The organism is Melioribacter sulfuriphilus (genome assembly GCF_052656625.1).
In genome coordinates, this window is the sequence record NZ_JBQXXK010000003.1 from 397231 (window position 1) to 418411 (window position 21181).

A 21181-nucleotide genomic window follows, 5' to 3' on the forward strand; every position below is an offset into this window, starting at 1 on the left:
CTTTGTCATGGAACCTTAACAGTAGCAATATTTGAATAATCCGTATAAATCCTGTTGCCCAGTTTTTGTCGTATCCGATATTGATAAGTTATACCCGACATAACCGAAGTATCGAAAACAAAAGTAGTGTCAGAATCTGCTGACATCAATTCATTAAATTCGCCCGCCGTTCCAATTCTCCTTTCGACAATCAACGAAACCGATAGTCTTAACTTGTCGTTGTTTATCCAATCAAGTCGGACAGTATTGGGTCCATATACAGAGGCATTGAGATTCGATGGTGCTTCTACGTCCGTGTAAAAAGTCGAGACAGTAGCTTCATTTGAATAGCCGCTTATAGATGTTGAAGTAAAATATGCGACTCTGTATTTATACGCCTTGCTTCCTTCCACATTATGGTCTTCATAGTAAGTTTCATTTGGTCCAGTAATATCGATCAATACCCATGCGCCAGTAGAAGAATTATATCTTTCAATCTTAAAGCCCAATTCATTTACAGCAAAATCGTTCCATTTCAAGATAACCATGTGAGTTCCAATTGCCTCCGCTTGAAGATTCCACATTCCGCCCGGAAGAGATGAAGTGCTTACTTCGTTGCTAAACTCAGATTTTCCCGATTCGTTAAAAGCTCTTATTTTGTAGAAATAATCAGTAAACGGAGAAACCCCGTTGTCAATTGTGCTAATTGTATTGGGTGGTAGAGTTGTAATCAAACTGTATGTTCCTGTACCCTCTTTACGCCATACTTCGAAACCATCCTCGTTTGTAGAATTGTCCTGCCACAGCAAAGTTACAGTATAATCTCCTGTTCTTTTTATTATGAGATTGGATGGTGCATCGGGGATTTTATCTTTAACATAAATATTGCTTTGTACTTCGCTTTCTTTGGCTTTCCCATTTTTATTATAAACTTTTACAAAATAGCTAATGCGCTTACCAAGCAGTGCTTCGCCAATATTAAGATAGAGGATGGGATTTGTACCATCTGAATTTTGCTCAAAACGTTCGGTAAAAGTATTGTTGACATAAATTTCATAAAACGAGAGACCTTCGCCACCTGTACCGTCGGAGGCATCATAATTAATTAAATTTTGACCCACCATTACGGAGTCCCCAGTAACAGGTGAAAAAATTTGGATGGTAGGTTGTGATGATGTAGTCTGAGAATTGGTAATTGGTTCAACACATCCGACTATTATTATAACAATTGCTATAGGCAAATATTTAAATAATTTATTGGTCATACACTATTTTCATCAATATTATCAAAATCGATTAACAACGATCGTGTTTCGTGGGATTTCATCCTGTCAATATAAAAAATTACAGATTGACTATCTTTACTAACTTCATAACGGGGGATTTTAGTATTCAACATGTCTGAACTAATTTTAACATTTTTCACTTTTTTATTCAAATTAACTTCAATTACTGCATTTTCAATATCATATTCCGTTGGATTCGTAATTTCTACTGCCACTCTCCTTTTACTTCTTGATTCATACCGAACTTCAAGACTTTGTTTCTTACGCCACCAATTCTTTAATTCGTCCAGCGATGTAATCCAGAAATCTTTTGACTTGGCGTATCGAATAACATCGTTAATTACGGAAACGTATTGAGGGCGCAGTTGATAATTCGTATGTACCTTAAAAACAAAAAGACCACCTTCAAATAACAGGCGGTCGACGTCTTCTTCATAAGTGTATCGTTGAAATTTTGTTTCCGTCAAACCGTAGTTACGAATTATTTCATAGTCGTCCCTTGCTGTTTTAGTTATGACCATGATCTGTTTATTATTCCGAATTTTGATTTCGGGTACGGATCTGTCAGTAAGAGAATCAGTCAATAGGAAACCGATATCTCTATTTGCCAGAGCCTGCAAAGTGAAATCGTTATAAAAACCGTATAATGGCATTATAGCTTTAATCGGTTTACCAATAATTTTACCAATTGAATCCTGCGCAAAAGTTATATTTGAAAATTGAGTTTGCTTATCATAAAGCATATTTACCGTATCTTCGGGATATTCTAAAAATCCAATATCGACAATTGCACCGAACTCCCCACTTTTTGCGAGCGATTTTATGATCGATCTATTTTTCAATGCAGTATAAGGGTCTATAAAAAAAGTTGGCTCGATATTATGTTTGTTAGTAATCGAGCTGATTGTCTTAATGTTTTCGAGAGCATCGTCGACCGTAGGAACTAATATTAACGCTGCTTTATAATCTCCCGGCCAATCTTTTGTAAATGCAGTAGGATTATAGGTTAGCCAGTTAATTGAATTATTAAAGAGTTTCTCGAAATAGACAAAATCCTTCTGAACGCCTAAAACTGAGTTGATTTCGAAACCGAACCAGACAAAACGACCTTTGCCGTATGTGCCAAATGCAATACCGGCACTTTTCTGAATTTCTTCTCTCACCAGGCCTGCTTCCCTTCTGAAGTCGTACCAGAAGCTAACCTGTGTAGTTCTCGGTTCAATTACTTCGGCATAGATCGGTCTATCCCACGTAGCAATTTTAAGGGCGTATCCTGTAGGGATACCGGCTGTTAAAGGCAGATTGCCTCTAAGAGTGTGGATTTTATAAGTTTCTTCGGGTTTAATTTCCTTGTTGAATTTAAGACCGAATACTTCGGTAAAAAAATCCCATCCTCGCCATTTACCCTCGTCGGAAAAGGTGGCTGGTCCACCTGTTACAAAGAGGCTTCCGCCTTCTTCAACATATTTTTTAAGAGCTATAATCTGTCGGTCGCTTAACGATTTTGAACCGGGTAATACAATTATTTTGTACCCAAAATGTTCGTTGCCTTCAATTTTTTTATCGTCAATTATGTCGTATTTATATCCGGAATTTGTAACAAAACGTTCCCAGGTATCGATATTGTCTTTTAGCCAGGTACTGCCAGCTGGCAGCATATTTTGTGTATACTGCGAGTAAAGGATTGCTATTTTACCAGCTTTTTCGTCTTTAATGAGATTTTCTTTGGTCGGAATAATCTCTTTTATTTCGTAATTACCGTAGATATTTTTTAGTATTAATAAAAAAACAAGAAGAGCCGTGAAAAGCAGAACTAATCCGCTTAAAAAAATAATTAAGTAATTAACCCTCAGTCCTTTATAATTTTCTTTTACCGCCACCTGAGGTTATCCTCTGTTTTTTTCCGCTGAACGGATGGTTCTTCGTAGCCTTCGGAGGTATAACGCATAAATTTTTTTCGATGACGTTCAACAGTTGGAGTTCTTTCGGAATCTCTCGTGAACTCACCCTGGTACGAAGCTGGAGCTGGACCGACATAAGTTGGTCTAAGCTCGGGTCGTTCCATCTGCTCTCTGATGGGTTCGTAGCCTGCCTGTTGTTCAAAAGTGCTTCTGTATTGTGCTGATTCTGAAGCCATTGGAACTGGTGCTATCAACTCTGCTGGTATTGCAGCAGGTTGAGCTGCTTTTTCAGATACACCTTTTTTCTCTCTAATTTTATAGAGAATGTAAGCACCGACAGCCAGAATGAACGTTGAAATCGTTGCTACCAAAACTATCAAAGATAAAATCGGTATTAATTCCATTTCCCTTTCCTCATATTTACTTATTATCTGGATGCACCCACTCTTTCGAGTTTTCCCCAAGTCATACTAAATCCAATAAATTCTTCCACTGTCGCCATAGCCTTTGTAACGTCAATCAGTAATATAAAAAAGACACGGTAAATTATTGCATAAGGTACAAGTCTGAACTCTTCCCTTTCGGCCGCTATACAAAAGACAGCCGACATCAAGTCGAGTACAGCGATACCAACCCACCAGAGAAAGAGCGTAATATGAATTCCGTAAAACAAAGCAACAATAATAAAATAGAGATTAACAAAGATGTTCATCGCCGGCCAGATAAGCGCTTCGTAAAACATCGACCACATTATAAAACTATTGTTGAAATTCAGAGTGGGATTATAAAGATATTTTTTATGTTTTCTTATAGCCTGTAAAATTCCTCGAGTCCATCTATAACGTTGTTTGAGAAGCTGATAAATTGTAGCAGGGGCTTCGGTATAAGCGATTGCTTTGGGCTCATATACAATTTTCCAGCCTTTAGCTAAAATTTTTAGTGTAATGTCGGCATCTTCTGCAAATGTATCACTCGAATAAAAGCCGGCATCTCTGAGGGTTGATTTTCTGAAAACCCCAATTGGGCCGGGAATTATATTGACCATCTGCAAAAAACCTTGTGCACTTCTTGCCAAATTCAAACCTTCAAGATATTCAAGTGCCTGAAGATCAGTCAACATCTTTTTACGATTTTGCACTTTTACGTTGCCAGCAACTGCTCCCACCGCTGGATCAACAAAATGGCGCATAGCCATTTTTAAGGTGTCTGTAGTCAATTGTGAATCGCCATCCATACAGAGGACAAATTGAGCTTCAGAATACTGAATACCGGCATTTAAGGCCTTCGACTTCCCACCGTTTGGTTTGTTAATGAGCGATACTTTTATCATCGCTCGTTTTCCTTTATGATAACCTACCAGACTTTCTGCCACTTCGGCTGTGTTGTCCGTCGAACCATCGTTTACAATAATAATTTCATAATTAGGATAATCGAGTTCAAGCAGCGACTCAATAGAAGATTTGATAATTTTTCCCTCATTATAAACGGGAACGATAATAGAAACGAAGGGATAATATCCCGGTTTGGTTTCAACTGTATATTTGGTCAGGTAAAAATATGACATAAAGAGGATACCGAAATAACGAATCAATAGGATAAACAAGAAGATAACAAGCGAAACAATTGAGGAATAAACGAATAAACCGCTCCAGGTCAACACGGTAAAAGGCATTGTATATATAATCATTAAAATTAGGAACAAAGAAATTAGACCCGATATAATGATTGTTCGAATTTTTTCACGCGCCACATTCCGCTTTGGCGGCTTAATTTCCCTGTTATCCAGGACGATTTTATATTTTGACTTTTCCTGTCTCATCAAATTTAGACTATACTCATTAAATATTATTCAATAAAAATGCCATTATTTTTTTAGTCATTATGAACGTTAATCAAACAGCTAAATATTAATTTCCCTTACAATTAGATAAAATGGCTCAAAAATAGACATAAAGAATATAGTCTTTTAATTAAACTATTGCAAGCTAATAAGTTACATAATTGACCTAATTCTTTAGTATAAAGAAATTAATATAACTTGTTATAAGAGTAAAAAATTTATTTCGCTGAATATGCTTTCATTATTGCATTAAAGAGGAGTTCAGCCACTCTTTTTCCGCCTATCTTTGTAAAGTGTGAATAGTCTTTAAGAGCCATAGGTGGATTCGAATTGACCCAATCTTCCATCGAATTTTCGCCGCCCATTGCTTCCCAAAGATTCCAGAAAGCAATATTTCCATCTTTTACAATTTGCTTTTGTGCATTCAAAAGCAATGGCACGTCGGGATTAGTAATAAATCGTCCGCCCCGTTTCATGGTTTTATCGCCCACTCCAACCAGAATAAATCCAACTTTGGGAAATGCTTTTCTAAAATGTTCAATAACTTTCAGCATTTTATTTTTATATAACTGGTAAATCGATTTGTTGGGCGAGTTCACGTTTGCTCCATAGGTTAAAATAATCAGTCCGTAATTTGTAAGCCTGGCAAAATCCTGGAGAATTTTTTCTGGAATATCGATTAGCGATACTCCGCTATTGCCCGGCATAGGAAAATTGTCCAGATAAACGCCACCACCGCTTTCAAGACTAACTCCGTAAAAATAGGGTCGTTTACCGTCGATAAATTTTATTTTCAGTAAATGAGCTTCTCCCTTGACATCGATAATCAACTCCTTCAGATCATTCCCTTCCTTTAGATTAATTTTAACTGGGGCTCTGTTATCAATCGTATATTCAATTACACTATTATCGGCGGCGTTGCTATAAAATAAACGGGCAAATTTGAACGAAACAGATGATTTCAATTCTCTACTTGTTTCATACTGAACCCAGCTGTTTTTATTTGGTATAGCAACCGAACCGCTTATTCCAATAGGTAAATTGTCCGGATTTCTGGTAATAACTGAGACGTAATCCCAGTCGCTTGAATAACTATGACGCGTTGTCGTCCTCATTCTTATATCATTTGCAATAATTTGCATCATACCTACACCCTGACCTCCGAATCGCTCCTGGAATAATTCGCGGAGATATTCTGAGATTACATCTCCCTGTATCAGCGAATCGCCAAAGTGAGCAATCCTGAGGACCAAACTTTTGTCTTTATTCTTTAAACGGTCGAGTTGCTCGAAAAAATATTTCAATTGTTCCAGATTTCCGGTCAAAGGTTCGTCCTTACCGAGTGAAAAATAAAGGACGTCATTTTTCGGAGCTATAAAATCAATTTTTACCGGTTCGGATGCGAAAACAAAATTATATATAATCAATAATAATATTAATGTAACTCGGCTCATATAATTCCTTTCATTAATTAATGTTCCAGAAAAGTGACAAATATGCAGAAAATGCTTTATAGCCCGTATCGTAACGATAGCTGTTAGCATACGATATTCTACCAGATATGAAAAAATATTCAAAAGGTTTATAAACAGCGTCGGCATAAAGTTCACTAACAATAAAATCAAGGAATGGCAGATATCCTATTTTCCCGCCCGTTTTTAGTGTAAGATAATCGCTCTTCTCCAGAATAAAATCCGCCCACAGGCTGTGGGATACATAATTCTGAGGCGTAAAATAAAATTGAGTTTTGAAACCATAATCCGCAAAATAATATTCATAGCCGAGCACACCACTGCCTTTTTCTCTTTCATTGCTTACCAGAGTATTAAATGTGAAAAACCGTTTACCAATTCTAATCTGAATATCGTTTCCAATATTACCGTCGGACACTTCGAGATAATTATAAAACAATGAAAGATAGAGCGAATGTTTGTAGTTGTATGACGAATTAAATCGGTAAATATCGGTATTCAGGCTAAATGGAATTAATAGCGGCGAAAGTAAAATCAAGCGTGCATCGTTCCGTTCAAATGAAAAAGTGGTAGTAAATGTATCTATGAGTTCATATCTAATCATAAAATCCCATATATCTCTACTTGGTTCACTACTTATATTAAGAGCCCCTTTTCCTCCGGCCAAAACTAAATTTTTAAGAGGGAAAATGCTGGCAACCAATTTCAAACCTGTCAGGTGTTTTGCTTTCGAATCGCTTTTGAATTCAGCGCGTTGCCATTGTGCCCCCAATCCGAAAAATCCAAGAAACCCTCCCTCGACTCTTGTACCATAGTTGAAATAATCGAGGTCAAAATTGTCGATGTACATTGTCGTATAGGGAGTAATATTTATATTCGTAGGGAACAGACGACTTACAAAATTACGAACTGAAATAAATCCTTTTTCAATTCCATAAGGTGGAATCCAGCTTAATCTTTGTTTAACAAGACTAATATTTGAAGAATCGTCAAATTCTTCCACCAGCTCTTCATAAATATCTTCTGCAGCACCCCATTCATTTCGCTCAGCATAAGCATCGCCTAAAAACATTTTTTGATATCTGACCTGCTTCAACAAATCATTATCATCTATTCTGCTTTCAAGTTCTTCTATAACATCTTCAGCTTCGTCGAGTTGTCCCAATTTAGTCATGTAGCCAGCCATCAATATATACTTTTGATCAATTTCCTTTTTAGTAGCAGGGTCGTCGGTTTGTGACTGGATTTCGCTGTAAATTGAATCGGATTTTTGAAAATAACCAGCAGCGGCAAAAGCGTCGGCTTTTAGTAAAAGAATTTGTGTGTCGGGAATTTCGATGGTGGCAATTTTTTCAATTTCTTGTTGAATTGCTGATTTATCCCCTAATTCATGATAAATTTTGATTCTCTCTACGCATATTCTGAAATCCAATTTATCATTCGGGTCGAATTTTTCATTAAGTAATCTGTCGTAAATTGTTAAAGCTTCCTTTTTATCACCGCCACAAGCGAGAATACCAGCGTATTCTGCATATTCTTCACGTGTTGGTTCTTCTTTCTTTTTAAAATATTCCTCGTATTTAGTGCGAGCTTCTTCGCATTTGCCTTCTGAATAGAGGATTTGTGCTTCGCCTCGAATTTCAAGCGCTTTTAATTCCTCATAAGCTGACAAGTGGAGCTCATAGGTACTTTCGACACTTGCAACCAGCTGGGAATTTGGAGCAAGTTGTTTAGCAATCTCAAGATATTTTTTTGCTTCTTCAAAATTCTTTTTCCATGAATAAAGAGAAACTAACGATAAATATGCCTGCAATTCTTGAGGTTTTTTTTCAATAATTTCGAGTAAATATTTTTCAGCCAGATCGAGATCCAGTACAGTCCAAACTGCAATTTGAGCTCTGAGCACTTTGTAATCCGTGTTGTCAGGGTCAAATTCAATCAATTTATCGAGTTGTGCAATGGCTCTTTCCCATTCGTAATTCCAGGCACAATAACGAGCGTAAGCGAATCGCACATCGAGTTCGGCATCTTCAGGCTTATCGGAAAGATATTCTGAGAGAACTTCAATAGCATCGTCGTACTTAATTAAATTCGCATAAGCTTCTGCAAGTTTTAAAGCCGCATTCTTATCACCAGGGTTATTTTTCAATATTTCGGTAAAGTAAGCAATATTGCTATTATTCGTACTATCTCTGTAGTTTGTTACGAGGTTATAAAGTTTTTGAAATTTTTCGTTGTCATAATATTTATTCTGGAGCAATGTAAGTTGCTGATAAGCTTCTTCATACCGATTGGCTTTTATGAGATCCTGAGCTAAGAGGAATCGGATGCTATCGTTTTCTGGATATCTATTGATAATCGAATAATAACGGTCGATTGGATAAACTCTTTCGAACGAGCGGGGTTGATTCAAGCGAAGATAAGCTTTGTTCTGAGCAAGGTCCAGTCCATCTTGAGCTTCTTTAAAATATGGTTTTATCTCGAGAGCACGTTTAAAGGCATCCTCTGCAATTTTATACTTACCTAACCATAGAGTAAAATAGCCATATCTACTCCACAAGCGCCAGTCGTCGGGATAACGTTCAACATATTTTTTTAATATTTTTTCCCCCTTGCTAATCGAACCGGTCTTGGCTAAAATTTCAGTATAGCGAATTATTTCGTCGGGTGAAGCATTGTCATCTCTTTTAAGATACTCGTCGTACCAATATTCCGCGTTTTGCCATTCTTCCAACCATCTATACGATTTACCGATTTCCAGGTAATAAAAAGGATAATCCGGATTTATAGCAATATCGCGTTTATGCCCTTCGATTTTTTGATAGAGCTGCTGATGCCAGTAAGAAATTACACGGTTTAAATCTTTTGAAATCACCAGATTTGCAGGGTCAAGTCGCAGTGCACGTCTTAAATCGAGGACAGCATACTGATATTGAATCATCTGCTCATAACAGAGACCTCGTAGATGATAACCTTCGGCTAACTGAGGATTAAACGAGATAAACTTATTCAACTGGTCGACAGCTTCTGCATATCGACCTTCGTTCATTAAGTTTTGAGCCTGTTTTTTGATGGCTTCTGACTGAGTTTGAGAAAATAAATTGGATGTGAATAAAATCAGAAGAAGAATTATTTTTAACCGGACAATCATCATCCTAAAAATTTATTTAAAGGCTGATAAGCATTCGTTGCAGATGTTTCCGCCGACAATACATATTCCATTAACGATTCAGCGTTATCAAAGCGTTCGTCGATTGCCGTATTGAAAATTGAAATATACTCCATCACTGCTTTCAGGTATGCGGGATCCTTGCTCGGTAAATTATTTTGTACATTCGAAATTAAATCGACCACGCCTTTCAGACTCCCCTTTACCAGCAATACGATCACCTTGTTTTCGATTACACAAATCTTGTCTTTTTTGCTTGTTGATATCCTTATCGAATTCTGCAACTGGTTGACCGACAGCAGGCCCTTTACCTGTGCTACTGGATCGAGTTTGAAAGAGATGATGTAAAAGATTTGTCCCGTGCTTTTGTAGAGTGCAATCTGATTGTTGAGTATCAATAAAAAGTCGTTGTAATTATAGATATTTGAAAAGGCGTAAGGTTCTGGAGGAATATCGAAACGTGTCTGTTTTGTAGTAAATCCCTGGAAGTGATTTTCTTTTGTCGGGTAAATAGATTCGTATTCTTCCGTTGAGAATGTATCTTCAAGGAATTCAGTTGAAACTCCTTTATTGGGACGGATTTTGTATTCAGCGGTAAATTCACCTTCGGTATGCCCGACGTTCGGCGTTATTGTTACTCTTCCGCCCTGAAAACGAGAAATACGATCGTTCGGTTTGGACAAACGAATTATTCCAGTAACAAACTGAGATAGTCCTTCAACTATCGCATGGGCTTTTGGAGTGGCAGGTTCGCTTATTATAAAAAGACTTGTAATGTCCCTCTCTTCAATTGTTTCTACAGTATTTAAAAATGTATTTCTCAAGTAGTCGAGATTTTTGAACCCTACAAACGGTGTCAATTCGTCAAATATGATTCTTGTAGGATTGTATTGATTTACCACAGTAAGAATATCTTTAAAGTATTCGACCAGATAATCATCTGGATTGTACATACCGTAGACTTCATTTGGTGGAGCCACGCGTATAACAATAATTAAATTCTGGTTCATATACGACTGAATATCAAAATTGAGCGAGGCAGCCTGTATCATCAAGTCTTTGGGACGCATCAGTGTAAAATAGAGACACACTTCTGAGGCTCTGGCAGCTTCAAGCGCAAATTGTAAACCTAAAAGAGTTCTTCCAGACTTCCGAGGCCCTACAAGTAAATAGCTGCCACCTCTGTAGACCCCACCCCAGTTTTTATCGATAAACTCAAATCCAGATGGTATCATTCTTACTGAATTAATCATGATTAACTCGTTTTAATAACTAATTATATTAATCAATAAAAATGCCAGAAAAAAATTTATTTTTCTGCTTTTTTCGCAGTTTTGTTAATCTAACAGAGTTTCATTATATCAACATCGTCTCAGAATAAGACAGAGTTATTTGCTCAAATTACCGTAAACAAAAATCGCTACTGCATTTGAACTGATTGTTGGTTCGTTTGTAATGTAATCCTCTTTTTCATCTCGGTAGTAAAATTCGCCGCTTTGATGCTCAGCTAATTTATCGTTGCCATTATAAGGTATTTTGAAATCATCTACAATTTTTTTTTCAACAGGGCCTGCAGCAAATCCGCCAGGAAGTTTACCTTTAAAATACGAAATTTGATGATGGAAATTGGTAGTAAACTTTGAACCAAACCCGTAAACAAATGATATTCCCCACGGATTTTTACCAAGAATAAAATCTTTTTGAGCAGCCATCAAAGTATCGTATTGCCTATCGCCTGTTAGTTTCCGGTAAAGAATATCAATTAGCGCAATACCCAGTAAAGTATGATTAGTTCCCCAGCTTAAAGGAATACCGAGTTCGAACAAGCTTGTTCGGCTGAAGTCTCTGAAAGAATTGAGACTGTTTTTAAGATAATCGACAAAACGAGATTGGAAATGAGCAAGTCTGTAATGTGCGAAGGCATTTATATTGCCCCAGCTCCACCAGTAGTCGCTGCCTGCAGAATCGGCAAATGAAATTGCTTCAGTTAAATAAGAAACATTACGCGTGGATAGATAAAGTTCCACAGCTGCCAGAGATAATTTGCCCTCATAATTTTTATCGATGTAGGCACCGCTACCAGAACTGTCGATATCGGGAACGGAGTCTTTGAGCTTATAATATTTCGTGGCTGTAATTAAGCATGTATCCGCAAAATTCGGATAGTTCAATTTATTTCGCCAGATACGAGATGCAAGTGCCAAAGTAGCCGAGTAGATTCCAATTAAATTTTTTCCAATGCCCACAAACGCAGGTCTATCGTATGTCAGCGGGTCGTCTTCGGGCATTCGCCAGCCAACATCGTGGTCACGTAAATCTTGAACCTGTGTTATCAATTTGTTTCCATAACGACACCTCAACAACCAATCCAATCCCACTTTTGCCTCTTCGAGAATGTCCGCTACGTTGTTATTATTTCTGTCGAATCCGAACTTATCGGGTGCAAATTCGTATGCAAACAAAAGTAAATAGGTAGAATATGCGGTGGTGTTCAGAAATTTTATATAGTCGCCTGCATCGTGCCAGCCACCTGTTAAGTCAATTTTAGTTTCGAATGTATCTTTACCGTCATAAATTGCTGTGGCATCTGCGATGTGACAAACTTCGTGCAACAAAGGGTCGGTATAGCCGCAGCGCTGAACTTTAAAAAAATCAAGCAGCGATTCAGTTAATTTTCTGTATACGTTATCCCCAATTTCAAAAGTATACGAGGTTATTTCACCTGCACTCACGATATATTTACCGCTTTCTTTTAAAGAGGAAAAATCAAATTTATAAGTGTAGTTGTATCTGCCGTGTTTAAAACCAGTATTGTAATACTTAGGATAAAATTTTTTATGAGCGTTCTTCAAATCAATGATTTCGAGTTTCACATTTTCCAAAGGCACTGTTGAAAGTATAATGCCAGATTTAATATCCTCAGGCAAATATCCAAGCTGATTCAATCTAATTACGAAATCCCCTTGCGAATTTACACCACTGCCGCAGTTGTGTGCGGCAAATAAAAATATCAATAGTACTAAATAAATTTTTTTCATTGTAAGAAAGTCGTTCTTTATTCGCTTATCAAATTTAGCAATTAAATAACTATTATTTATTGAACTTCGTTGAAGTCAGTATTGAAGATAACATCCCAGGTTTTCTGACTTACTCCAAAACCTCTGGTAGCGTCTTTGTAATGATGACGCATATGATGCTTTTTAATCTCGAGCCAGAATTTGTTCTTTATCCTCATATGATGGACAGCATAATGAGTCATATCGTAGATTAAATAGCCCGTTAGAAATCCTGCATAAAAAGGACTGACAACTTTATTGCCCAGCAAATAGAGATAAAAAATATAAAAGAAGATGGCCAGTGGGATGCTAACCGAAGGTGGCATTACGAGCCGTTTCGAGTCGCTCGGATAGTCGTGATGCACACCGTGCATTATGAAATGAAGGCGTTTGCCCGTCTCACTTTTCGGTTCATAATGAAATACAAATCGGTGTAGCACATATTCGGTAAATGTCCACACAATTATTCCTGCAAGAAAATAAAAAATAATTTCCCAGATATTGAAAAATCGAAACGATAGCGAAAACAGATAAGCAACTACCGGCACATATATTATCAATGGCACGCTCCAGTGCACTCTGGATAACGATTCTAAAAAATCATTTTTGAACATGCGGACTGTTTCGTCTTTATTGGAAATGTAATTCTTTGGCATAATACCCTCCTTTTTAATAACATTATCAAAACAAATTCTTAAGCGGAGAGATTCCCAATCCCGGAAAATTATTCAATAAAAATTTACCATTTGAAAATTCGTGTCCTTCAAACGGATCGTTATTAATCAAAAGGTTACCATCCAGATCGATATAATCTGCAAGTTGAGCCAGTTGTAATGCAGCGGAAATACCACACGAAGTTTCTGTCATACAGCCAAGCATCACTTTTTTATTCATTAATCTTGCCGCTTCGATTAGCTTGAAAGTATAATTAATTCCACCGCACTTCATCAGTTTAAAATTGAATCCATCGTAAAACGCTCCGACTCTTTCGATATCCTCAAGGTTTCTTATCGATTCGTCCGCTATAATCGGCAAGGACGAATTACCTTTCAATGACTCGATTACTTCATCTTCACCTGCTGGTACTGGTTGTTCAACGAGAATTACGTTGTTTTCCTCAAGCCATGCCAGGAAATCATTAAAAAAGCCAATACCCAGCTTACCGTTCTCAGATGAATCGTCTTTGATACCTCCCCACGCTTGATTTAAATCTACATAGAGGGGTTTATCTGTTGCCTGTCTTATAATGCGAATAATTTCTTTATTGTGGTTATGTTTTTTCCCGAGTTTTATTTTATAAATGTCGAAGCCGACGGCATCTTTGATTTTTCGTTCAATCATTTCTGGACTATCGAGCCCAATTGTATATGAAGTTTTTATTTCTTTCTTATCGAGGAGGTTATAAAATTCTCTTACAGGTTTATTAAGTTTTTTCCCGAGATAGTCGTGCAATGCAATATCGACTGAGGCCAGAGCAGTTCTATTAAAATTGGCTTTTTCATTGAGTGAATTGAGATAATCAATCAATTGATTGAATTCCGATATTTCAGAAATTTCGAGTCCTTTTATAAAATTAATAACACTTTCCTGGTTTTCCTTCATATACTGGGGTAAGCTTGCTTCGCCGTAGCCGACAATATTGTCATTGTCCTCCACTTTTACGAGAACAGCTGGCGTTGTATTTCTTGAATAGTAAGAAATATTAAATTGGTCTTTAAGAGACAGTGTAAATTTTTTTGTGGTAATTTTCATAAAGGAAAAATAGCAGAAACGAAGGTCACACAAAAGTGCAACCTTCGTTTTTAATTTTATTTGATCTATGCTAACCGAAATAGGTTTGATGGCATGCGTAGAGCGCCAATCCAATAGCGGCTAACATGATAATAACAAAAATTGAGGCTCCTAATTTTCCCATGACTTCAACCCTTCCGGAAATTATTTCATTAAAATCATTTTTTTAACGGCTGTAAATTCACCGGCATCAATTTTGTAAAAATAGATACCTGCGGCGGCAGTATTACCATAATTGTCTTTCCCATTCCAGACGACTGAGTGATTTCCAGCCTGGAATTCTCTGTAGACAAGTGTTTTTACTTCCTGTCCAAGAACATTATATATCTTTAATGAAATAAATTGTGATTTAGGTAGCGAGAATTTTATTACAGTTTCAGGATTAAACGGATTTGGATAGTTTTGTTCAAGAGCAAAATCTGCTGGCACTTCTCCGAGCGACTCTTCAAGATCTGTGACATTATCGCCTACCTTAAAGTAACCTGCTTCCGAATAATTCGAAACATCTCCATTGCCTGTCTTAGAACGTACACGCCAGTAGTACTCTCCAGGAGTCAAAGTCTCAACGGCTGCATGCAGCTGTGCCAGATTTTCAAAAGTTCTGGTATCGTTGAATTCGGATGTGCTCGATAATTCAACATCATATTTCAACTCGGATTTTGAAGGTGCTGGCACAAACCAAGATAACATTGGTTTTGCAGTATTGATTACTACTCCACCTTTAGGCGAACCCACCACTGGAACTACAGAGCTTGCCCCTGGATCGATAGTAAAACTAAATATTGTAGAATAAGGCGTGTAATTAGAACCAGAATAATAGCCTCTTACTCTCCAGTAATATGTTGCACCGGGTGTAAGTCCAGTCAATTGATAAGAATAATTATTACCGACCGTACCAGGAGCTATAGTAACAGGACTACCAAAATTACTCTGTTGCGAGTATTGTATTTCGAATCCAGTTATTCCAAGATTAGAACCGTTTAGATACCAGTATAAAGTTACATCGTCATCATATACTATACTTGCATTGTTTGGAGCAGATGGAACAACCGTCACCGTGCCACCTCCAACTACTGTGAATGAACCCTGAGAATAATCGGCATGCGACGGTGCATTTGTACCGTCATAAAGTGCAACAGCTCAGTAATATGTTGAACCGTAGGTTAAATCGGATGTAAATGTGTAAAACAAAGTATTAATATCATTAATTGTTACACTCCCATCATAAGTTGTGGCCCAATCTGCCGGCGCACTTCCTTCTTTCCACCTCACAATAAATCCGCTCCATCCTAAAGTGGAACCGTCTATGTACCAGGACAATGTAGGTCGAGCAGTGTAGACCGTGGGATTTCCAACAGGATATGAAGCTACTGCACTACTATATTGACCGCCTACGATTGTGAAACTTGCAGTAGAGCTCCATGCCGAAGCATTTGCTGGATTTCCATTTTCATATGATCTTACTTTCCAGTAATATGTTAAACCTGCCGTTAAACCAGTAACTTGATAATATAAATTACTGATATTTGTATAAGTCGGAGTACCGGTAAATGTATTTGTAGTATTAATTTCTATATCATAACGAAGTTCAGTTGATAGGCCTGCTACATACCAATAAAGAGTCGGTGAAGTTGTATAAACATCAACTCCGCCAATTGGATGAGATGGTACAGGTTGAAAGGCTGTTACAGTTGCTGCCGCATAAGTCGTAAAATCTGCTATGCTAGAATAATTCGTTTGTGTGTTGTAATTTGTTATAACCTGCCAGTAATAATGAGTATTTGCATCCAGATTCGAGGTAATTGTATAGAATAGATTCGCACCAGCATTGTATGACGAATATACTGCCTCGTCATCGAGCTTTGTATTATCTGGACCACTATTAGTTTTTGATATTAGCACTGTGTATGTAGCACCTGGTTCTGATTCAACCGTATACCAGTATAATGTAGGTTGCAGGGTATAAACTGTAGCATTGCCGATAGGCCAGGATGGATAAGCTTCAACTGCGCCGCCTTTTGTAGTAAAAGAAAAGACGGAAGAATATTTAGCCACCCTATCCGAGAAATCAAATTTATTTGATACAGTTCCATCATCATAATAAGCAACTACTCGCCAGTAATATTTCGAGCTACCTTGCAATCCTGTCGCCGAATGATTCAATGTATTAATATTATCCACAAAAAAAGCAAAGTCAGTAGTTAATGAATTAGTGACATAATTATCTACTGCTGATGCCCATTCACTTTGAGTTGGAGCTGTATTTTTTTCAATGACCTGCAAAGAAAATTTCATTGAACCTACAGGAATTCCCAGATACCAGGAAAATAACAGTGGGTCATACTGAATTACTTCCATTGCATTTGATGGAAAAGATTGTGTAATCGTTAGATTACTCAAAGTTGTAAATGACCATACACTTGAAACAGCTCCATTAACCGTCACACGCCAGTAATAAGTAGTGTTATTATTCAAAGGCATGCCAGCATCTGCTTCTGTAAAGTTGTAAGAACCGGCGGCAACAGACTTACTTGCAACAATATTCGTGAAGAAATTATCTGTAGCTATTTCAATCAAATAAGTAGACGAGCCGTCGTAGTCCCATGAAAATTCCGGTTCAAGAGAAACTCCTGTTAGTGTATTTGCAGGCGATATCAATCCTGGCACAACCTTAAATGTTCTGCTGGTGGTCGTAACCGGCGTGTTATCCAGAGGTATATTAGAATCGTCGATTGTAACATCCCATGTGTATGTACCAAAATCAAGATTTGCAGCAAATGTAAATGGACTTGTCTCAGTATTATTATACGTATATCCATTAGGTCCCGTAACATTGAGTGTAAATGTTACATTGCTGACTGTAGCAGAAGTACTCCATTGCAACGTGGGAGTTCTATCCATTAATTCCGCTCCATTTGCAGGACTATCGAGACTTAATGTTGGAAAACCAGTCTTGAATGAATAATTATGCCATGAGCCGTCACCGCCTGACCCATCTATGTCAGTATCTCTAACTCTCCAGTAATAATTAGTATTGTAGTTGAGTGCAGGTAGTGACAAACTTGTCAATGCAGTATTGGAGGATGATGCCTCCGGGCTACCAAAACCAGGGTCATCATCGAATTCAACATCGTATGGACCGTTGCCATTACCGTCGTCGAAGTCTGTCCAGGTTATTGAAGCTAAGCTTTGTGAAACACCGACCTGCCCATCAGTCGGCGAAATTGGTGTTTGTGCATAATCTGTTGTTGAAAAAAACAAGATTATGCTCATTATAAAGCTGTATCGCAAATATCTCATATGCATCCTCTGAGATTGTTAATGATTTTTTTTGCTTGAACGAAAAATATTTTATTGGGATTATGAATAATATATCCCTTTTTCATAAATAAAAAATCAAATTATTTTAAAGAGACACCAAGCTACAGTATTTGTGATAGTAGGCACACATATAAAAAACTATACCGTTCATTATTTTATTAACAGCATTCTTTTTACTGCCTGATTGGAACCCGAAATCAATTTGTAGAAATAAACGCCACTGGCAACTTTATTCCCATAATTATCATCGCCATACCAAACCAGATTATACCTTCCAGGCGATAGTTCTTCCGAAATTAGCCTTTTTACTTCTTTACCGAGAATGTCATATATAGTTAACATCACATGGTCTTTCTTACCAATAGAAAAACTGATGGACGTTTCAGGATTAAAAGGATTCGGGTAATTTTGATAAAGCTCAAAATTATAATTGATTACATCGTTCTCTTCGACAGCTGTTACATTGCTTACGGTTTTAAAGATACCAATAGAAGAATAGTCGGAAACTTTTCCCTCTTCTGTTTTTGAAATCACCCGCCAATAATATGTGTTATCAGGATACAACCCGTTTATTTCTACAAATGGTTTATCGAGTCCTCCGATAATATTTTTGTATTCGAAATTTGCGTCATGAGTGTATTCAACCTCATAAGTAAGCTTTGAATCGCTTTTTGTAGGGACGACCCATGATAAAACCACCGACGATGAAGAAATTGGCTGAGCATGATTTGGTGAACCGATCAGAGGAACAACGGCGAATGCTCCTGCATCAGTCGTAAAAGTTGCAATTGACGACCAGGGAGACTCCGATCCAGGAGAACCGGCAACTTTAGCTCGCACCTGCCAATAATAAGTTGTGCCTGCTGATAAACCTGAAAGAATATAAAAATTATTGTTTAAATCCGTTACAGTTGTTGGATTGAATAATTGGCCACCACCGTCCAGTGAAGTCGAGTAACGCAAATCATAATTGAGTGTGTATGCAGAGGAAGCATACCAATATAAAGTTGGTGAAAGTGTATAAACTATTGTCCCGCCCACTGGATAGGTTTGTGTCGGTACTGGAGCCCCTGTAGATGCAAACGACGGAATATTAAAAGATTCAACCGTAGACCACGAAGATGGCGTTCCTCCGTCCCCTATTTTCGATCTTACACGCCAATAATATGTACCCCCATTCAAAGCAGAAGGCAACATGAAATAGAGATTTTCGATCCAGCCTGAATTACCCATAGGTGTATCATCTAAATTTGAATCGTCATCCCATTCAACAAAGTATTTTAATCCGTCAATATAAGTAGTAATATACCAGTATAAAGTAGGTGGATTTATATAAGAATCATTACCACTTACAGGCCAGGAGGGAACGGGGATAGGTGGAGTTAAAGGAGGCGAACTGAAAATTTCAAAACTTTCTTCGCTGCTGGTTACTACATTAGTCGAAAATGTATTTGAAGTCGAAGCGTCAACAACATAATAATAAGTATTGCCGGGCGTTAAACTCGAAAGCGTTAGATATAAATTACTTGTAACACTGCTCGTTTCAGTATAGCTGCCCGACGACGTACCATATCGAACTCGATAATATAAACCTGGATAGTACGAATTAATATACCAGTAAATAGTAGGACTCTGGGTATATACCATCACTCCATTGGTGGGATAAGTGGCAACAGGTGCAGGAACTGCTTGAGTTGTAAATTGCCAAATATCTGAATAACTAATAACAATACCTGTATTCGTTTTGCCAGTAATCCTCCATTTGTATGGTTGGCCTGGAATCAAAGAAGATGCGTCATAAGAATGGAATGTTCCGGTCAAATCGGCTGCTATGGTAATTGGTGATGAAAAATCCATATTATCGTCAATTTCGAGATCGAATTTCATTCCATATTTTGTTGTATACCAGCTAAAATAGATTGTCTGCAATGTAAGTACTGATAAATTGGCAGGAAGAGTTGGAACTGGAATGTAAGGAGTAGCTTTTATAATATCTCTACCGCTGGTAGTTCTGCCAGCATTGGAAGTCATAATAATTTCACCATTAGGGCCTTGAAAATGAGAACCAACAAAGTTCCATTGCCCTGAACTACCATTATATTGAGCACCTGTTAAATCCATCAAAAAATTACCTGCATTATCATAAAGATGAATATCTTTCGTAGACATTACTGTAACAGCAATATATTGATTGTCACGTCCTGTCCAGTAGCCCCAATAGCTGTCGACGATAGGTGTAAAACCCAGATCTTTAACCCAGCTACTTCCATTAAAAGTAAGTGTATGAGTAGTATTGATAGGTTCAGCAGTAGTTTCACCTGACCAATAGAGTATTACGGTTCCATCTTCATTTGATATCGGTTCGTATTCTTTATAATTAGAAGTGTTAGTTATATTTGTTCGTGTAGTACCATCCCATATAAAAAGATCGGCACCACCTCCAGCGCCATAATCCCAGAATATAATTGATGTTGTACTTGAGCCCAGGAAATCGGGATTGGCCACATCATCACTTCCTGTAGGTTCATAAACAGCGGTAGTTATGCCACTGGCTAATTCATACTTTAGCACTCTATTATTTGTGGATACATTCCTTTCTACATAACCGATATATAATCCATCGTCGCTCCAGAATGGATTTCCATAAGTTGGCCCATTATTATAATCTGAATTACCTGCGGAAATAATTGTTTCCCCGCTACCATCTGAATTCATAAGAACAATTTCTACTCTTCTAATTGGACCATCGTCATAATATTTTTGTGCTACAATTTTTGAACCATCAGTACTAAGTCCTGCTTGCGTGTAATTCACATTAGCTGGAGCCGTTACAAGAGGATTAAATGTATAGAATTGATTATTGAATTGCGGCGAGCCGTAACTACTAACCGAGCGTAAAAAATTTTTTACCGGTTGTTCAACCGCATTTTGCTGGTCGTGTGTTTTAAAACTTTTATTCTGCGCTACTATTAGAACAGACAGAATAAAAAAGAGAAAAACTCCCTTTTTCATTTGCACCCTCTGTCTTTTATTAAAAAATATATTTAATATTATCTTACTTTCGACCCGGAACCATCAGGAGGATAGATAATATTTTTTCGGCTGGTGATGAAATCTACTGTTATTTGATACTAATGTCAAGAATTATTTTTTAAAAAAATAATTAACAATTATTAACGCATACGACTTTACGGCATTTGTATCTTCCATCCATAAAAAAACTAATCTTACTTACTCATTGAAACCTCTGAAAAATTATCCAGAATTTAAAAACTTTTTAATGAAAAGCGTTGTAAGAGAATAAACAAAAAAGAGGAAAAGATGCGCAGCAATAAGATTAATAATATCGATTTGTTTACCCAAGCA

At 37.3% G+C, this 21181-nt stretch carries 13 protein-coding genes; all 13 read right to left on the reverse strand.

The genetic code is table 11. The features are described 5' to 3' along the window. Positions 1 to 5 precede the first annotated feature (5 nt). A complete protein-coding gene (locus ACUN8G_RS05520) occupies positions 6 to 1244 on the reverse strand; it encodes a fibronectin type III domain-containing protein (RefSeq protein WP_437346130.1) in 1239 nt (412 codons plus the stop codon). Further along, positions 1241 to 3145, reverse strand: coding sequence for a hypothetical protein (locus tag ACUN8G_RS05525; protein WP_437346131.1), 1905 nt, complete (start codon positions 3143 to 3145; stop codon positions 1241 to 1243). Before ACUN8G_RS05525 ends, ACUN8G_RS05520 begins: the two co-directional genes overlap by 4 nt. Next, entirely contained in the window at positions 3136 to 3570 is a 435-nt protein-coding gene (locus ACUN8G_RS05530) for a hypothetical protein (protein WP_437346132.1), read from the reverse strand. The genes ACUN8G_RS05525 and ACUN8G_RS05530 overlap by 10 nt, the downstream gene beginning before the upstream one ends. 23 nt (positions 3571 to 3593) lie before the next feature. After that, positions 3594 to 4985, reverse strand: coding sequence for a glycosyltransferase family 2 protein (locus ACUN8G_RS05535; RefSeq protein ID WP_437346133.1), 1392 nt, complete (start codon positions 4983 to 4985; stop codon positions 3594 to 3596). A 239-nt stretch (positions 4986 to 5224) separates the two neighbouring features. Then, complete coding sequence (locus tag ACUN8G_RS05540) at positions 5225 to 6460, reverse strand: SGNH/GDSL hydrolase family protein (protein WP_437346134.1); 1236 nt, start codon at positions 6458 to 6460, stop codon at positions 5225 to 5227. A gap of 13 nt (positions 6461 to 6473) precedes the next feature. Further along, positions 6474 to 9632: a tetratricopeptide repeat protein gene (locus ACUN8G_RS05545; protein ID WP_437346135.1), complete on the reverse strand. Its 3159-nt coding sequence runs from the start codon at positions 9630 to 9632 to the stop codon at positions 6474 to 6476. Beyond that, entirely contained in the window at positions 9629 to 10900 is a 1272-nt protein-coding gene (locus ACUN8G_RS05550) for an RAD55 family ATPase (protein ID WP_437346136.1), read from the reverse strand. Before ACUN8G_RS05550 ends, ACUN8G_RS05545 begins: the two co-directional genes overlap by 4 nt. A gap of 135 nt (positions 10901 to 11035) precedes the next feature. Then, positions 11036 to 12685 (reverse strand): glycoside hydrolase family 9 protein, encoded by a 1650-nt coding sequence (locus ACUN8G_RS05555; protein ID WP_437346137.1) that lies wholly within the window; start codon positions 12683 to 12685, stop codon positions 11036 to 11038. 56 nt (positions 12686 to 12741) lie between these two features. Further along, positions 12742 to 13359, reverse strand: coding sequence for a sterol desaturase family protein (locus ACUN8G_RS05560; RefSeq protein ID WP_437346138.1), 618 nt, complete (start codon positions 13357 to 13359; stop codon positions 12742 to 12744). A 25-nt stretch (positions 13360 to 13384) separates the two neighbouring features. Then, positions 13385 to 14455, reverse strand: coding sequence for a dipeptide epimerase (locus ACUN8G_RS05565; protein ID WP_437346139.1), 1071 nt, complete (start codon positions 14453 to 14455; stop codon positions 13385 to 13387). Positions 14456 to 14638: 183 nt separating this feature from the next. Then, complete coding sequence (locus tag ACUN8G_RS05570) at positions 14639 to 15550, reverse strand: T9SS type A sorting domain-containing protein (RefSeq protein WP_437346140.1); 912 nt, start codon at positions 15548 to 15550, stop codon at positions 14639 to 14641. An 84-nt stretch (positions 15551 to 15634) separates the two neighbouring features. Then, on the reverse strand, positions 15635 to 17767 hold the full coding sequence (locus ACUN8G_RS05575) for a hypothetical protein (protein WP_437346141.1): 2133 nt from the start codon (positions 17765 to 17767) through the stop codon (positions 15635 to 15637). Between the two features lie 198 nt (positions 17768 to 17965). Continuing rightward, positions 17966 to 20827, reverse strand: coding sequence for a fibronectin type III domain-containing protein (locus ACUN8G_RS05580; RefSeq protein WP_437346142.1), 2862 nt, complete (start codon positions 20825 to 20827; stop codon positions 17966 to 17968). Between the last annotated feature and the right edge of the window lie 354 nt (positions 20828 to 21181).

Coding starts and splice junctions, on each gene's coding strand:
- ACUN8G_RS05520 (WP_437346130.1), bottom strand. CDS start 1,244: ATGACCAATAAATTATTTAAATATTTGCCTATAGCAATTGTTATAATA.
- ACUN8G_RS05530 (WP_437346132.1), bottom strand. CDS start 3,570: ATGGAATTAATACCGATTTTATCTTTGATAGTTTTGGTAGCAACGATT.
- ACUN8G_RS05535 (WP_437346133.1), bottom strand. CDS start 4,985: ATGAGACAGGAAAAGTCAAAATATAAAATCGTCCTGGATAACAGGGAA.
- ACUN8G_RS05540 (WP_437346134.1), bottom strand. CDS start 6,460: ATGAGCCGAGTTACATTAATATTATTATTGATTATATATAATTTTGTT.
- ACUN8G_RS05545 (WP_437346135.1), bottom strand. CDS start 9,632: ATGATGATTGTCCGGTTAAAAATAATTCTTCTTCTGATTTTATTCACA.
- ACUN8G_RS05550 (WP_437346136.1), bottom strand. CDS start 10,900: ATGATTAATTCAGTAAGAATGATACCATCTGGATTTGAGTTTATCGAT.
- ACUN8G_RS05555 (WP_437346137.1), bottom strand. CDS start 12,685: ATGAAAAAAATTTATTTAGTACTATTGATATTTTTATTTGCCGCACAC.
- ACUN8G_RS05560 (WP_437346138.1), bottom strand. CDS start 13,359: ATGCCAAAGAATTACATTTCCAATAAAGACGAAACAGTCCGCATGTTC.
- ACUN8G_RS05565 (WP_437346139.1), bottom strand. CDS start 14,455: ATGAAAATTACCACAAAAAAATTTACACTGTCTCTTAAAGACCAATTT.
- ACUN8G_RS05575 (WP_437346141.1), bottom strand. CDS start 17,767: ATGAGCATAATCTTGTTTTTTTCAACAACAGATTATGCACAAACACCA.
- ACUN8G_RS05580 (WP_437346142.1), bottom strand. CDS start 20,827: ATGAAAAAGGGAGTTTTTCTCTTTTTTATTCTGTCTGTTCTAATAGTA.